At 59.8% G+C, this 16,884-nt stretch carries 4 protein-coding genes; 1 reads left to right on the top strand and 3 read right to left on the bottom strand.

Annotation, left to right across the window (positions count from 1 at the left end; genetic code table 11):
- Window positions 1-154: 154 nt before the first annotated feature.
- The 3 genes from C2846_RS08275 to drmD are packed head-to-tail and all read right to left on the bottom strand — an operon-like array spanning window position 155 to window position 14,453.
- Window positions 155-6,109, bottom strand: coding sequence for a DEAD/DEAH box helicase (locus tag C2846_RS08275; RefSeq protein WP_119701216.1), 5,955 nt, complete (start codon window positions 6,107-6,109; stop codon window positions 155-157).
- Complete coding sequence (locus tag C2846_RS08280) at window positions 6,109-11,178, bottom strand: Eco57I restriction-modification methylase domain-containing protein (protein WP_205890137.1); 5,070 nt, start codon at window positions 11,176-11,178, stop codon at window positions 6,109-6,111. The genes C2846_RS08275 and C2846_RS08280 overlap by 1 nt, the downstream gene beginning before the upstream one ends.
- Entirely contained in the window at window positions 11,175-14,453 is a 3,279-nt protein-coding gene (gene drmD, locus C2846_RS08285) for a DISARM system SNF2-like helicase DrmD (protein WP_240638173.1), read from the bottom strand. The genes C2846_RS08280 and drmD overlap by 4 nt, the downstream gene beginning before the upstream one ends.
- A gap of 908 nt (window positions 14,454-15,361) precedes the next feature.
- Between drmD and istA the strand changes: the two genes are divergently transcribed.
- A complete protein-coding gene (istA, locus tag C2846_RS08290) occupies window positions 15,362-16,876 on the top strand; it encodes an IS21 family transposase (RefSeq protein WP_119701217.1) in 1,515 nt (504 codons plus the stop codon).
- Window positions 16,877-16,884 lie beyond the last annotated feature (8 nt).

The raw sequence follows: 16,884 nt of genomic DNA on the forward strand, positions 1-16,884 counted from the left end.
CCCTCTTTTCCCCTGCTTGAGCTGGATCGACTTTGAGCACTTCCGGCACCAGTTTAGCCTCCATTCCTCACTGAATTCTCCGATGCTACAGACGAGCGCATCCGGTGGTGAATCGCCACACGTACGCGTTGAGATTTCCATACCTCAGCACCCCTTACACAATCACCGCCACAAACTCGGCGACAACTCTCACTTCCCCTTCTTGTTCAGGCTCCAGAACCAGTGGCTGGTAATCCCGGTTCAAGGGCTTCAGTGTGATGCGATCATGCTGCCATTCTCCGTCATCACTGGCCACTTTCTCACTGGTATAGACTTTCAGTGTGTATTCGCCACCGTGTTCGGCGTCAGCGACACCCACGTGCCAAACCAACAGCTTGCGACCCTGCCGGCTGCCGGCGGGGACTGGCCTGAACAGGCAGTAACTGCCATCAGGCACCAGTGGCTCCATGGAGTGTCCCACGACCTGAGCCACGAACATGCCCTGCTCCAGTTTGTTATCATCGATGGCCACCCACTCCTCAGCATGTTCCGCCAGATCCACCAGTCCGTTCTGTTCCTGACTCCACGCCCCTGCTGCAGCTTTCAGGCCTATCAGGGGTACGCAATTAGCATAGGGCTCAAAGGCTGAGTCAGAGGGGCTGACCGTTTTGAAGGGCAGCACATTGCTTTTAACCTCACTAGGCTCAGCAGTTACCCTATCCGCCTGATCAAACCATGCATCATCGACAGCCAACTCCTTGGCCTTGGCCCTACCAACGACAGCCCGAGCTATCCGGCGCATGTGCTCCCGCATCACCGTTTTGTCGTAAAGCTCCTGGAACTGGATCTCGATGACTTCGTAGTCGGTATTCAGCAGCTCCTGACGGATCTGGCGGTCCTTGGCGGCTGTCTGGGCGTTGCCATGCAGGTGCTCACTCATGCCGTCCAGGTAAATGCAGACACCTTCAAACTGATCGTTTGGTTCGTGGAAATACACATCCGGACGGGTGGTAATGCCACCAGAAAGCGTTATCGGACGTTCCGTTTCAAATGTCGGCATACCGGCGGCTTTGAGCAGCGCCACCAATTGCTGTTCAGGGGGATTGCCCGGTTGCTGGGTCAGAGTTTCATCCGGCAAAACTGGCGCCAGCTCGTGGCTGAAACTCAGGGTATCGCCCCAGTCATTGAATGCTTCCAGTGCCGTATGGCGGTTCAGCTTGTCGTGATAGAAGGAGTTACGGAAATGCTGCAAGCAATCCACACAGGATGCCTCGCAGGCCGACGGGCACTCCTCGGCCAGTCGGCGCGCTGCGGCCACCACATCTGGCCAGTGGGCCAGCAACTGCTCCAGCAGGCCAGAACCACCCGGCATAGGGTCATACAGCAAGGCATCGACCGTTTCACTGCCCGGCTTGCCAATCACCTGTACCTGAAGGTCGGAAATCTCCATATCCAGCACATCGGCCGCACCCTGTCGCAGCGACTCCATGACGCTGTAGGCTGTTTCCTGGGAGGCACAGTCCTGCAGCACCAGTGCATCAGCGACCACCTCTGCGTAAAAAGCAATGTTCTGAATCGGCCGCCCGCATCGTTCGACGTGGTGCTCGTTAAACTTATCGAGTTCCTGCTGACTGCTCATGGCCGAGCGGCTGGCGCCGCAGACCAGGCACAAGGGATAGCCCAACAAGGCACCAGAGCGTACCTGGGATGCAGCGCCGACATTGACCAGGCGCATGTGCATGCCATGTTTGAGTTGCAGCTGAGACTTACCCCACTCGTAAAGACTGCCACCGGAATGCCGCCCCTGATCCTGGGCAAATACTGCCGTCGCCATCTGGAAGCGGTAATCTTCATCATCGGAAATATAGGAGTGGTGCGGTGCATCCACATCGCAGATAGCGACACCCGGAATTTGCGCTATCGACATCGAGCTGGCTTCGCTGCCCGCCTTGGATGTCGGGCCTGTCTCCTGAACAGATTCACTGGCGACATCCACGGCAAAGGTCAGCGGTTCTTCCGGAATCAGATGAAAATGCCGCGGCACAAACTTGTGGGCGTTGGCATAGATCAAGTTGCCGGGTACATACTCGCGCACAGCGAGTGCCGTGTTGCGACGTAGCTCCCAATCGCTGATATCGCTGCTGTGGCGCGGCGCCACATGGGTCAGAGTCACCGCACCGGTATCCAAGCCATAACCCGGCAGAAAGCCTTCGGCTGCCAGCACGCCGTAGGTATTGATATCGTCGACACCTTCAGCCTGATTGCGGTTACGGCGCGCCTCCCCTTTGAGCTTTTTCACCAGCCGTTCACAGCGGGCGCGTAGCGCCTCTTCGTCGGCATCCAGCGCACCCTTGCCTGCGGCGACCTTACGCAGCCGCTCCAGCTGGGCGAGCGCCCACTGCAAGCGCTGGAACAGGCGATCGATCACCCCTTGCAACTGAGGGGCAAAGTCGCCAATCACCCGTTCCAGCTGCTCACGGCTGACGACTTCGCTGTCGCTTGCCGGCCAGCCCTGCTGGAAGGCTTTCAATACGGCGTCAAGCAAAGCCGGTTGATGTGCCGCGATTTGCTCTGCCAGTGGCGCAACCGACAAAGGTGCCTCACGCACCATGCCTTCGGCAGTAAACAGATAAGGCCGGATCTGGCCTGGCAAACAAGCACCCAGCGCCTGCTCCAGATTCCTTGCCTGCGTGTCTGGCAAGCTGTTGGAGCGCAGCATCTGCAGCAGGGTGGTCAGCACTGTCGCGTTGACATGCTTGGCCACCATCACCGGGTTGCGCAGGTTGAAGCTGGGGGGCTCCACCAACCCTTCGAGCATTTTCAATGGCTCGTTGAAGTAGGCACGGTCATGGCTGGTCGTGCGGGCATAGGTCAGATCCAGCGCCATGCGGAACTGGCGCCCAGCCCGGCCGGCACGCTGCCAGTAGTTGGCCGGCAATGGCGGTACGTTGCGCATCAGCACCGCATCCAGCGCACCGATATTCACGCCCATTTCCAGGGTGGGTGTACACACCAGCGTATTGATGCGCTCACTTTCACCCTTGAAGGCATTCTCGATGCGCTCACGCTCGGGGCCGGGAATCTGCGCCGAGTGCTCGCGGGCGCGCAGCATGGAAAACTCCTGGTCCAGCAGCAGCAAATCGTAGTTGTCCGGGTTTTCCTCCTCGAACACCAGCTTGCCGTTACAACGCCAGGCCATACAGGTCATCCCCGGGTTGACCCGGGCATGCAGCCGACGGCAGGTCTGGCAGCGGTACATGCCGGTGGAGGGCACCAGCATCAGGTTATCCACGTGCACCTGGGTGGAGCCGTGACAGCCCGGCAGGTTCTTGCCACGGGCACCCTTGAGCTGAACCTGGGTGAGCAGCTCAAGCTCATCGCTACACAGGCGCCATACGTCGTGCAAAAACGCCTGAATCTGGTCATGCGGCACACCCCAGGCCGCGGCTGCCTGCTTGGCTGAGCTGTCGTAGTTACTGAACCACTGTTTGATACGGCCCTTGTCGTGCTGGCCATCCCGTTCGAATACCAGCGCCTCAGGCACACCGCGCATGATAGGCAGATAACCGCGCAACACCTCTTTCTCGCCATCCAGCCAGAACTTGGAAAACATACGGGTGATGGGATCGAACAGCATACGCCTGGAGCGGGCGCCATCAAGCAACGAGGCAATGCCTTCGCGCAGATCGTGCGCCGAGCACCCCAGGCTTGCGGCCCATTTCTGAATCACCGGGTGTGCCTCATCCAGCCCCCGGTAACGAATCTTCAGTCGGCCCAGCGGCTCCAGGCCAGTGCTTTGCCGTGCCCCCAACGTCAGCTCGCGCAGTAGCTGGGCACGCAGGAACCATTTGCGTTCCTCGGCGTGCGCCAGACTGGTTTCCGACTTGCTCTCCACCCGCCAGACTTCAGGAATCAAGGCGCGCGACAACTCGTCGTCGGCATCCAGGTACTGATCCAGCCACAGCACCAGATCACTGACCGACACCGCACCGGCACTCAGTTTCTTGTAGATCAACTCCCGCAGACGATAGCGGCGCGAACGGTCCTGCATCCACCCGGCCTGAAAGGCCGCATCCTGTCGATTGTCTGCAAATACCAGCAGACGCTTGCGCTCGGCCCGGTGAATCATGCTTTGCGCTAGTACATGCACGTCGGCCACACCGGTGGCACGCACCGGACGCGCCGGCTCACGGTAACTGCCGGTCACCCGGCGGCCGTGGGCGCCACAGGACACACAGCGGGTCAGGCGACCAATGTGGTCTTCTTTTTGTTGCACAAAATGCAGCGCCTTCAGCACCTTGTTACGGCCGCAGCCGACGCACTCCGGCAACTGCCGGTCGTGGGTGGTGCCGCAGTAGCGGCAGACAAACAGCACTTCGGTGCGCGAAGGCTCCTCCTCCCCATCCGAACCCACCTGGTGGTCCAACGAAACCGCACGCACCCCGCCCAGGGTAATGTCGGTTGCCCGCCAAGCGCGGTTCTTGCCTTCAGCGGAGCCGCCACCCGGTTCGCTGCCGGTGAAGTTGAAGTCTTCCAATCCGTGTTCGAAATAATGCTGCCCACAGGTGGTGCAGCTGGATAGCGGGAAGGGCTTCAACTCTGTGTCACGGCCTGCATCGTCGCTGATGGCATCTTCGGCAGACAGCCACAGCCTGGCAGGCTGACCCTGGCCTTCCTCGAAAGTCACCACAGCACCGCTGACGCCACGCACGAAGCCGTGCACCACCGGGCGCAGCAAAGGGCGGTCGCCATTTCGTGCCGCAGCGCCCAGCGCCAGCCAGATCAGAATTTCCTCTTCGGTAATCGGGCGACCCAGGGCTGCGTTCAAATCATCCAACAGACTGGCGACGGCCCGCGGCCTGCGCAGGGCTTCGGCAATCTGGTAGACCACCTCGTTGTGGCTGAGCCATTGGTTCAGCGCTTCACGCCAGTTATCGCCGGCCATGCGCATGCCGCTGGTGGTCTGGAACCAGATGCGGAAGGCCTGCAAGTCGGCAGCATCAACCTCGGCTTTGTCCAGGGTGCCAAGCATTTCCAGCACGGTTTTCAGCTGCATGGCCTGATCGCCATTGAACGGCGCACTCACGCTGCGCGGCTCGCCCCAGATGTCCTCTTCGTAGGCCTCTCCAATCAGCTCGACATTTCGGCCATCAATGCCAAAAAAGCGGCTGGCAAACTCGCGACCGGCCTCGATGCCGCGACGCGGATCGGCAATGGTGGCCGAGGTGGCGATGCAGGTGGTGCTGTTTTCATCCTTGCCGCAATAGGCGCGCAGTCGGCGGATCAGGCAGGCGGTTTCGGCACCACCGGCGCCGGTAAAGGTGTGCGCCTCGTCGAATACCATAAACTCCAGACGGGCGTTATCGAACAGTTCCAGGTCCTGCTGCCGGGTCAGCAGCAGTTCCAGCTGTTTGACGTTGGTCAGCAGAATGCGCGGCTGCTGGCCGTTGGTGCGCATGGCTTCGCGGCTTACCCGCTCCTCCGCGGGATGCAGGGCGACGTCGATCTTCTGCTGCTGCATCTGCTGCAACTTGCTGCGGTAATCCACCACCGTGCTGCCAGGATCGAGTCGCACACCATTCACGTCCGCTTCGGTACGCGGGGTCTTGCCCACATACATGCCAAAGGTAACGCCTGTGCCTACCAGCAGCTCGCGCATGCGTTGAAGCTGGTCTTCGGCCAGGGCGTTCATTGGGTAGACGATCACCGCCGTCACCCCCGCCTCGGCGCCGTCATCACGCAATTGCAGGCAACGGCTGATAATCGGCAACAAGAAGGACTCCGTCTTACCCGAGCCGGTACCGGTGGCCACCAGCGTGGTACGGCCATCCTTGATGGAACGGAAGGCTTTCTCCTGGTGCAAGTAGGCACCAGGGTATGGGGATAGCTGGCGAATATGCGGATGCAACACCCCTTCCTTGACCAGTTGCTCCAGGCTGGCACCCTTCATAAAGGTGCGAGACAGCGAGATAAACGGCCCCTTCAGCAGCGGCGTATTGCGGGTGTGCTCCAGGTTGAGCAGGTCGCGCATCTGCCGATACAGCCCCTCATCGGCAAAGGCATAGGTGCTGAGCTGGTAGCGCAGAAAGTCGCTGACTACGTCTTCGGTATAGGTAATGGGGTTCAGCATCAGAACAGTGCTCCCTGCGGTGATTCTGTTTTATAGACAGCCGTCGTTTCACCAACGCCCTCGGCCGGTTCTGGTTCGGGCAGCGGCACAATGCGCCTGATCAGCGCGGCATGGGCGGCGCATTCCTGCCATGAGCGCTCCACATCCTCATTGAGTTGCCAGTCATAGAAGCGCGGGCCGAGGCGCGAGGCCACCGGTTGATATTCCTGAGCACGCTCATCGTGACCTAGGCCGTAATCAGCCAGCCGCAACTGCTCCGGTATCATCCAGCCTTCGCCGTTATTCTGGGCGAGAAAGGCGTCGAGACCTTTCTCCTGCAGGTCGTGGAAGGCGATCAGTGACAGGACGGTGTGACGCAGTTCGGGGGGCAACCCTTTGCCCAGACGCCAAAAGCCTTTTGGATTAAGCCCTTTCGCAGCATCCCCAGAAAGCTGATCTGCTGGGCGATCACAATCCTTCAGAATATGACAAGCCCCTTCCCAGTCCAGACCAGCGATTGCAAATAGCGCAGCGTCAATAATAACCCTCAGCCTTGTGCGCTCATGCGCTGAAACAGCAGCCCTAACGTCAGTGCGTTCGAGTAGTTCCAGTACGGGGGAATAAATTGGATTACCTGCTGATATCAGACTGAAAGCTGCCTCTACAAGCGGCTTCGGAACATTTTGTAGCGGAGGTAGTGGTGACTCTTCTGCAATAAAATAGTTGATCGTCAAACCGCCCAGCCTGTTGCGTATTGCAAAATCGAAGACAAAAGAATCCAGACACGCAACAAGTGCGATTCCAGCTGCCTCCCCTTTATCTGGGATCAATAGCGGGACCTTGTTACCGCAAGGAAAATCCCACACAGCAGATGAAATCATCGTTCTTGAGTTAGTGGCAGAACCAACGTCCATATAGCAGGGTTTCAGGCCACGAGCAGTTTTCGGATTTCCGTTCTTGTCAGTAGCGCTGACGTAGTCTGCGAAGCTCATCAAATACTGCGGCTCAATTACCTTCTCTTCGAACGGAATATCCCGCCATACGGCCGAGCGGCCTTTGCCACTCACCCACCCCTTCTCACTGAAATCAAACTGCCCAATCATCCGCCCTTCATAGAGCGGCAACGCCACATCCTCAATCTCCTCCACCCGCATCGCCTGCTGCCCATCCCGCGACAGCACCAGCCCTGGCTCGCGATCCAGAATATGCTGCGGGCCGTGGTAATCCTGCCAGGGACCTTTCAGCCAGTGGCCGTATTCGTCGGGGCGGTAGCCCTTTTCCTCCCATTTGGGCCGCGGCGGGAACAGCTTGGAGTCGTTGGTCATGTGGAATTCGGTGGCGTATTTGATGCCCCAGCCCTTGTCACTCTGGTCGCCCAGCAGTACGCCGTTGGCGTAGATCTTTTGCAGCACGCGCAGATCCTGCTCACTGCGGATCTCCAGAATGGCCTTGGAGTAGGGCGAAAACTCCTCCACCCGCGCCCGCGGGTAGGCCAATACATGGCGCTCGGCTTGTTCCCAGTCGTCCACATTGCGATGCATAAAGGCGGCGCGGATAGCCGTGGTTACCCCACCCTTCTGCACAATCAGCGGGCAGAATTTGAAGCGCGAGTCGATATCAAAAACCTTCTCGCGGTTCTCGAAACCAAACAGCCACTGCCAGTCGCACTGCCCCAGGAACAGCTCGCGCAGGTCGGTGGTGCCCTTGTCGGTGTAGATACCACTGGGCACGATCATGCCCAGCCGCCCCTGAGTACGAAGCAGTGCGTGACTCAGCTCCAGAAACAGCTTGTAGGTGTTCAGGTCGGCCGAACCCTGATGCAGGAAGGGGTGCGCCGTATCGGCAAAGCCCTTGTGCTTTTTGCGCTGCTGCAGCCATTTTTTGTGTACGGCAGCGGAGGCCTCGAAACTGTTCTTGCCGCGCCCGCCCAGATTCAGGTCGTGTTTCTTTTTGCCATCCTTGTCTTCGGTAACGCGATCGCCAAAGGGCTTGCCGACATATTTCGCCCAGTTGGACATTCCTTTGAGATTGGCGTTGTAGGCAATCCAGTCGTGCTCCAGTTGCGGCCAGGCGCTGAAGTAGCCCAACTGCTTGGCCAGCGCATCCTGCTTGCCGTAGGCGCGGTACAGCGGGTCGTGGTTGGAGAAAAATTCCTTGGAGTTGGGCTTCTGGATTTCCCATGGCGGGTTGCCCAGCAGCGCATCAAAACCGTCCTGGCTGGCGGTGAATACATCCGGGAACTCCAGTTCCCAGTGGAAGAAGCGCTGCCGGCGCGCCACCTCGGCGGCAATGGCCAGTGCCTGCTCATCAGGGTTGGCAAACTCGCGTGGCAAGGGCGCCAGCTCGATCTGCTCACCCGGCCAGAACCACAGCGCGCACCACAGATCCATACGCGCTTTCAGGGCATGGTAATGCGGGTTGTTCAGCACCTCCTGCTGGTATATCTCGGCGCGCTTTTCGCTTTCATGCACCGGCAGGCGATGCAGTTTGCGGAACACCTTGAGTAGCTCGTCGTGCACATTGGCCGCGTCCAGCCCGCCTTCCAGGGTCAGCTGACCGCTGAGCAGCGCCTGCAATTGTTCAGGCACGGCTTTGGCTCGCGCCTTGATCGCATCGGTAAAGACGTCGCCCTTGCGCTTGCTTTTGGCGTCCTCGTACCAGTGGTTGATCAGGTTGTCCGGCTTGTTCTTCTGGTAGTCCTTATCACCGCCCTCGCGCTGCCAGGCCATGGCCGGGTAATCGCGGTACGTGTCGAACCAGGTACCGACCAGGGCGTTGCCGACCTTGAGCTTGTGGTCGAGGAAACCAAAGGGCAGATCCCGATCCATGGTTTCCACCCACAGCGCCATGCGCCCCAGTTCCACCGCCAGTGGATCAAGATCCACGCCGTACAGGCAGTTTTCCACGATGTGGCGCTTGAGCTGGGCGCGCAGAGCTTCTTCAAAACCATCATCCTTGGGGTTGAGCTTGGTCAGCTCGTCGCTGAGCAGTTCAGCCAGCTTACCGTCGGCCATGCGCGGCACACCGCCGTCTTCGCTGCGCTCGATCAGTTTGTGATGAAACAGCGACTGGGTGAGCGCTTCGGTGAGGTAGCGCAGGGCGCCAGCAAGGAAGGAGCCGGAACCCATGGCCGGATCGCACACTTTCAGGGCCAGTATCTGTTCCGGGGTTTTCGGTGCCCACTCCACCACGCTGTCCAGGCCGGTGCGCGGGTCGGTCTCGGTTTGCACGGCGTCATAGGCCAGCGGCTGCAGGGTACGGCGCACGGTGGGTGCGGCCAGTTGCGGACGGGTATAGAAGGTGCCCGCGCCCTTGCGGGTGCCACCCCAGCGCACCAGAAAAAACTGGCCGGGCGCCACAATGCGGGCGCAGAGCTGCTTGGCGGCCTTTTCCAGCGCCTGCTGGGCTTCGTCGGCAGCGGTATTGGCTTTGCGGCCACGGGGCTTTTTCACCAGCCCGGCAATCTGCGCGGCATGCTGAAGCCAGGTGTTGGCGCGCAGCAGATGATCTTCGCTGAGGGTCAGCTCTTCGCTGTCGTCACTGGTGTTGGTGTCTTCCTCTGAGTCGTCTTCGACGGCGTCCGCCTCGTCATCGCTGCTGTCATCGAGGTCAGCGGATTCTTCGACGCCCTCATCCGCCTCCTCCTCACTGTCGTCACCGGTGGAGTCTTTTTTCTTCAGCGCCTCAAACAGCTGCTTGATCGCCTTGTCATCCATGGCTTCCAACTGCGACAGGGTCAGCGCCGGCTGGTTGCCCACCGCCAGGAAGATGACCGGGTCATTGTCGGCTGCTTGCTTCAATTCAAAATCAAGCAGGCCTTCATAGAGAATGCCGATGTATTCGGAGGACAGGGTGGAGAAATCCACCGGCGCATCCACCCAGCGGCTGCTGCGGCCCTGCCGCACTTTCATCTTGGTGCGGGTCAGCAGGCGCAGCAGCTTGTGTACCTGCAGGTCGCTGACCAGATTCTGGCTACTTTCCAGCAGCGCCAGCGCGCGCGAAATGCCGTCGTCACTGGCAGGGTTGCCCGGCTCAAACAGCGCGCCACCGTATTGCGGGACACTAAGGCGTTCATGGGCCGAGCCTTCGTGGATCAGATTGAACAAGCCAATCAGGCGCGGCCAAGCACTACGGCCCTGACTCAAGCGCTCGTTGCCGCGGCCACCGGCACGCCGATCCAACTGATGACGCAGCCCTTCCAGGCTGTAGGCCTGCTGATAGATGGGGTTGTCGACCGGCATCAGCCCACGGGCTTCGGCGAACAGGGTAATAATGCAGCGCATGATGATGCGCGAGCCGGCGACGTACAGATCCTTGTAGTCGTGGGCCTGCCCCTGCTGCTGAGCCTGCTCGATAGCGACGTGGGAGGCGGTAATCAGCTCCTCGACGCCCTGACGAACACGCTCGCCCAGCACATTGGACAGTTCCGCCTGGCCCTTGCGTGAGGCGCTGATGGCCTGCAACAAGCGGTTCTGACCTTGCTCTGCCAGCAGGGTGCTGCGGTTGAGCAGCGTGCGCCAGATCAGCGTTTGCGCTGCCGGCTGGCCCTCACTGAACCACAGTTCGATATCCCATTCACACCAGGCCTCGTAATCGGCACCGGCGTGCACCAACCGCCACTGCCGGCCATTGGTGACCAGTGCCAATGCCTGCCCGGTACGGCGCAGCCATTCCACCACCCGGCCAAGCAACTGTTTTGAACGCCCGACACCCAGGCGGCTGGCAAATTGCCGTGAACCGCTATCGTCGGGGGTAAACACGGCCAGGGTTTCGCCGTTTGGCCCCAGCCACAGGCGGCGGGGTTTGATCTGAACACCAGTGAAGCTGCGTACCGCCCAGCGGCTGTCGACAGCCTGGGCTTTTTGCCACTCTTCGGCAGGCAGACCAGAAAGATCCTGCAGGATGTAATCCAGCAGGTTGCCCAGACTCTCGCTGCTGCCATCAAAGGCCGTGAGGGCGCGGCGAAGCTTTTCAGCCTGGTAATCGGACATGGCCGCGGCTGATTCAGGAAAGAACTCATCCAGCTTGGCTGGGGATATCAACAGGCCACCGTGCCGGAGCTGTGCCCATCCTTCTGCATGCAGGCTCATGCCCCCACCTCCGGAAAACGAATTTCAATGGTGACCGGGAATACCTGGGCTTCGCCACGCAGGGCAAAGCGACGCGGCAGCACCTGTTCAAGAATGCGGGTTTTCTCCTGACTCAAGCGCTCCTGCAGATCACCAAACTGGTTCTGACGTCGTTTAAGCTCATCCTCCAGATCCCGCAGGCGCTTTTCAGCCAGGGCGTCGGCATCGTCGAGCAGGCTGTATTGAATGTGAGTGGCACGTTGGGCTTCAATTTCGCGCTTGAGCTTGTCGATACTCTGCACTTTCTGCAGGGCTGCGACTTCACGGATGCGCTGCTCGAAGGCCTCTTTTTCATGGGCTTTGGCCTGGTCATAGGCAGACTTCAGCTGGGTGCGCAGAGTCTGAGTCAGCTCGCGGCGATAGCTAACCAGCAAGGTTCTAATGTCGTCTTCGATGTCATCCCAAAGATCACGGGCAGCGGCCATATCAGCGGCACTTTGCTGGCCCAGCTGGCCGCAGTGCGGCCCGTTGTAGGGTAACGGCTGCCCCAGTGCACTGTTTTGCACCGGCAGTGCGAGGGTGCGCGTCCAGTGGTGAAAGGTTTCACGCAGATCGTTGACGGCCATTTCTTCAACCGTGAACAGCACCAGAGCCTGAGCGCCGGCGGGGACTTCGCCCCGGCTCACCAGCCAGCGGCTGGGCGGCTGAAAGTCAGCCTGGCCACCGGGGAAGCGCAGACGCGCAAAGGCATTGAGCGACTGACGCAGCAACGGATGCCCCAGATGCAGCAGCACCGTGTCTGGCGAGGGGCGAAATACCGGCCGGCCATTGATGTTGTGAATGAAAAAGCGGTTATCAAACACCAGCCAGGGCATAGCGCCACTGACGCCCTTTTGTGAGGGCAACCGCAGACTGTCATCGACGATGGCCTGCCAGCGGCTGGGCAGTGGTGTGCGCAGCCGCATACGGCCCAGTGCATCCGGCCCATCCAGCACATCACGGGTAGCCCCAAGACCCATGGCAATACCCAACGTTGCCTTGAGGGTGTCGGGGCTTAAATCCAGGTCATCCAGCAGCTGCTGAAGGCGCTGTTTTTCCTCTTCGCCGCGCTCTTCGGTGTGAACCTTGGCATCTTCCGTTGCGTTGCGCCGGCTGTTGATCTGCAGATCCAGATCACCCAGCACATCCTGATCTTCATTCATCTCCATCATGCGGCGCTGGAAGGCGGCATCAAAGAGTTCACCAACTGACCCCAGATCCTCGCGGATATCGTTGACCTTGCCGAGTACGCGGGCAACAAACTGCAGATCGCTGTCGTCTTCGCTGGTGAAGTGAAAAATCGTTACATCCCTGGACTGGCCGTGACGATCGATACGGCCATTGCGCTGTTCAAGGCGTGATGGATTCCAGGGGATTTCGTAGTGCATCAGCAGCCGGGCGGTGTGCTGCAGATTGAGGCCTTCAGAGGCTGCATCGGTAGCCACCAGAATACGTACCGGAGAGTCCGGGTCGTTAAAGGCGCGCTTGACGGCCTCGCGCTCATCCTCATGCATGCCACCGTAGAGCTGACAGATACTGCCGGGCTCGGTGCTGTATTCGGCATTCAGGCGATTGGCCAGATAATCGAGAGTGGTTTTGTACTCGGTAAAGATGATCAGACGCTCATCACCTTTCCACTGGTCGGCATTACGCAGTTCCTTGCCAATCAGTTCACGCAAACGCTCGAAGCGTGCATCCGATTTCGGCCTGGCCTTGATAACAGGCTGCTTATCCAGCCCCAGTGACGTGAGCGCATTATCGATCGCCTCAATTTCTGGCTGCAGCAGCTCGACATAGGGATGCATCCAGGCGCCGACCACCTGAGCGGCATGTCGGCTGCGGCTCTCGCGCTCCTGATCATCGTCGATGTCTTCTTCACTGGCGCGGCGAGCCGCTGCCACTTCGGCGGCCTGCAGTGCTTCCTTGGCGGCCAGACCTTCCTTGAAGCGCAGCCAGCTGTCGGCGAAGGCCACCGGACACGACAGCAAGCGCTTGCGAAGTATCTCAATGGCAAAATTGAGCACCATGCGTGCCTCGGGCGCAGTGCGGATGATGCCTTTCAGCTGCGTACAGAACTTGCGAACGGCAACCGCCAACTCCTGTTCCGGCTTGAACATATAAAGCGGCAGCGGTTCAAGATAACGCTTGGCAAATCGAGGCGCGCGGCCTGCCTGACGATCCTGATCGTTGATTTCACTTTTCAGTCGGCGGATCAGCACATCGCCGATCATTTTGCGTTCTTTGTCTGTGAAGTCAGGGGTTTGAGTGAAGCGCACCGGGTCCAACTGCTCGAGCAGGCCGGAGAAGCAACGGGTATGTCCGTTATGCGGAGTCGCAGTGAGGAACAGCCGGTGCTCGAAATACGGCGTCAGCACCCGCAGCATCTTGGCCAAGTCGCTGTCTTCACCAAAGTTGGACGGCATCAGGTTGTGCGCTTCATCGACAATCAGCAAATCCCAGGGCAGCTGCGCCCCACCCCGCTGCTTGATGGACTCGCAGTTGGCAATGAACTGTTCCAGCACATCCGGCTGACGCAGATAGTGATAGGACGTGATGATCCGCGGCAGTGCCCGCCAGGGGTTGGCGTCCAGCCCCATTTCCTTTTGCAGCTTGTGAGTGGCAGCCTTGTCGACAATGTCGAAGCCCAGGGAGAACTTCTCTTCCATCTCCTGCTGCCACTGGGTGCGCAGCGATGCCGGGGTAATGATCAGCACCCGCCGAATGCGACGCTTACGAATCAGCTCGGCGAGGATCAACCCAGCTTCGATAGTTTTACCCAAACCCACGTCATCGGCCAACAACAGCGATACACGCGGCATGCGCATGGCCCTGGCCAGCGGCACCAGCTGAAAATCATCAACACTCACGGCACCGTATACAGGAGCAGTCGGTACCGGTTCGGAGCGCTCAGCCGGATTGCTGGCTGACAGAAACGGCGTCAAGGCACTCCAGCGAGCTGCCCGCTGCAGGGCCAGAAACTCGTCCTGCTGCATCGGCGCTTCGCGGTCTAGTCTGGGTAATGCGTTGGGTTCCAGCACCACCGGCGAGCGCTCTCGCTCCCACAATAGGGATTCCTCGGAATCACCGTCGGCATCGCTGAACTCGATGGTGACCAGATGCAGCAAAGCTGAGCTTTTGCTGTCGTTAAACGGCTCGACGGCGGAGATAACGCCACGACGGTTGCGAACGGTGGCGAGCATGCCAACACGAGGAATAGTCGTATGCCCCCCCAAGTCCTTGGATGTTACTTCTTGCATTTACTGCTCCATTCTTTGGCTAGCGCAATTCCCGCCTACGCTCTACGGGGTAGCAACCAATACAACTCGATGTTTCGCACGAGATTACGGAAGCGCTTTCTTTCCATCTTCAGCTTCAGCTTCAGAGGTATTGAGCATTCATACTTGGATATTGAGTGGCGCCAACCGGAAGGTCAAGGTAGGTAACTTCCACACGGCCGCCTCAAACCTGCGCTCCTGCGCGCGCAGACACCCCGGAGAGGCAAATAAAACTAGTAGATACTGTCACCCAGCATGTTGCTGTGCAAATAACGATCAGCTGCACGAGGCCGCCAAGTCAGACGTCCAGCTTTCAGACATGTAGGGGTATTTGTAGGGGTATAAATCAATAAAGGAAAAACCATCAGCCATAAAAAAATCCAGTCACCGCTAAGTGACTGGATTTTTTCTGAAGTTGGTCGGGACGGAGTGATTCGAACACTCGACCCCTTGCACCCCATGCCGGAGGTCGACCTTATAAAGCATTGATTTTATTAGGATAAATTTGAGCGCTCGCTGCAGCTACTGCTCTACTTTATACAACGGTTTTCAACGATTTCCCGCAAAAGTCCCTGAGCAGATCGGCACCGCCCCAAAAGCCCACTGGCGCTGTTTTCTGTCCAACGACGGCGCTCCCACTCAGCCCCGGCTTACTCAACAAAGCTTCGAAAGCTCGCCCGGTAATCTGCGGATTCCACGGTCATCTGGCCACCCATTCCATGAGCATCTGACCACCGATTCCACGGTGATCCGGCCACCCATTCCACGCGCATCCGGCCACTGATTCCACGGCCATCCGGCCACCCAACCGGGTAGGCAGCTACGCAGGATTTCTTCACTACCATCGACCTCTTTTTCGAAGCAGAGAGGTTGTCGTGGAGCGTTTATCCATGCGTAAGATTCGCGAAGTACTACGTCTCAAGTTCGAGGTCGGACTATCGGCTCGCCAGATTGCGGTCAGCGTGCAGGTCGGTCGTGTCACCGTCGGCGACTACCTCAATCGTTTTGCCGCCAGCGGCCTCACCTGGCCCTGTTCGTTGTCCGATGCCGAGTTGGAGCAGCAACTGTTCCCGCCGGCCCCGACGGTTGCCAGTGAGAAGCGGCCTTTACCCGATTGGGCATGGGTGCATGCCGAACTGCGCCGCCCCGGCGTAACCCTGGCGCTGCTCTGGCAGGAGTACCGCCTGAGCCAGCCGCAGGGCTTTCAGTACAGCTGGTTCTGCGAGCACTACCGGGCCTGGCAGGGCAAGCTGGACGTGGTGATGCGTCAGGAACATCGCGTCGGCGAGAAGCTGTTCGTCGATTACGCCGGGCAGACGGTGCCGGTGATCGACCGCCACAGCGGCGAGATCCGCCAGGCGCAGGTGTTCGTTGCGGTACTTGGTGCATCCAGCTACACCTTCGCCGAAGCCACCTGGTCGCAGCAGCTGCCGGACTGGCTGGGCTCACATGCCCGCTGCTTCGCCTTCCTCGGTGGCGTGCCGGAGATCGTGGTGCCGGACAACCTGCGAAGCGCGGTGAGTAAGAGCCATCGCTACGAGCCGGACATCAACCCGAGCTACCGCGATCTGGCCGAGCATTATGGCGTGGCGGTGGTGCCGGCGCGGGCGCGTAAGCCGCGCGACAAGGCCAAGGCCGAAGTCGGCGTGCAGGTGGTCGAGCGCTGGATCCTCGCCGCCCTGCGCAACCGCCAGTTCTTCTCCCTGGATGAACTCAACAGCGCTATCGCCGGGTTGCTGGAGCGGCTCAACCGACGACCGTTTCGCAAGCTGCCGGGCTCCCGGCAGTCGGCCTTCGAAGCTCTGGATCGTCCGGCGCTGCGCCCCCTGCCGGAGCAACCCTACGTCTACGCCGAGTGGAAGAAGGCGCGGGTGCACATCGACTACCACGTCGAGGTCGATGGGCATTACTACTCGGTGCCGTATCAACTGGTGAAGAAGCAGCTGGAGGTACGGCTGACGGCGCGCACCGTCGAGTTTTTCCACGCCAATCAGCGGGTGGCCAGCCACCTGCGCTCACCGCACAAGGGCCGGCACAGCACACAGGCCGAGCACATGCCCAAGAGCCATCGCGAGCACGCCGAGTGGACGCCACAACGGCTGATCCGCTGGGCTGAGCAGACCGGGCCGAACACGGCCAGCGTGATCAGCCACATCCTCGAACGGCGCATCCATCCGCAGCAGGGTTACCGGGCCTGCCTGGGCATCCTGCGCCTGGGCAAGACCCATGGCGAAGTGCGTCTGGAGCTGGCCTGCCGACGCGCCCTCAGCCTCGGTGCGTGCAGCTACAAGAGCCTCGAATCGATCCTGCGCCAGGGTTTGGAAAACCTGCCGCTGGCTCAAGCCAACCTGCCCCTGCTGCCGGACGACCACGCCAACCTGCGCGGCCCCGGCTACTACCACTGACCCCAAGG

The sequence above is a fragment of the Pseudomonas jilinensis genome, assembly GCF_003586265.1.
Taxonomy (GTDB): domain Bacteria; phylum Pseudomonadota; class Gammaproteobacteria; order Pseudomonadales; family Pseudomonadaceae; genus Halopseudomonas; species Halopseudomonas phragmitis.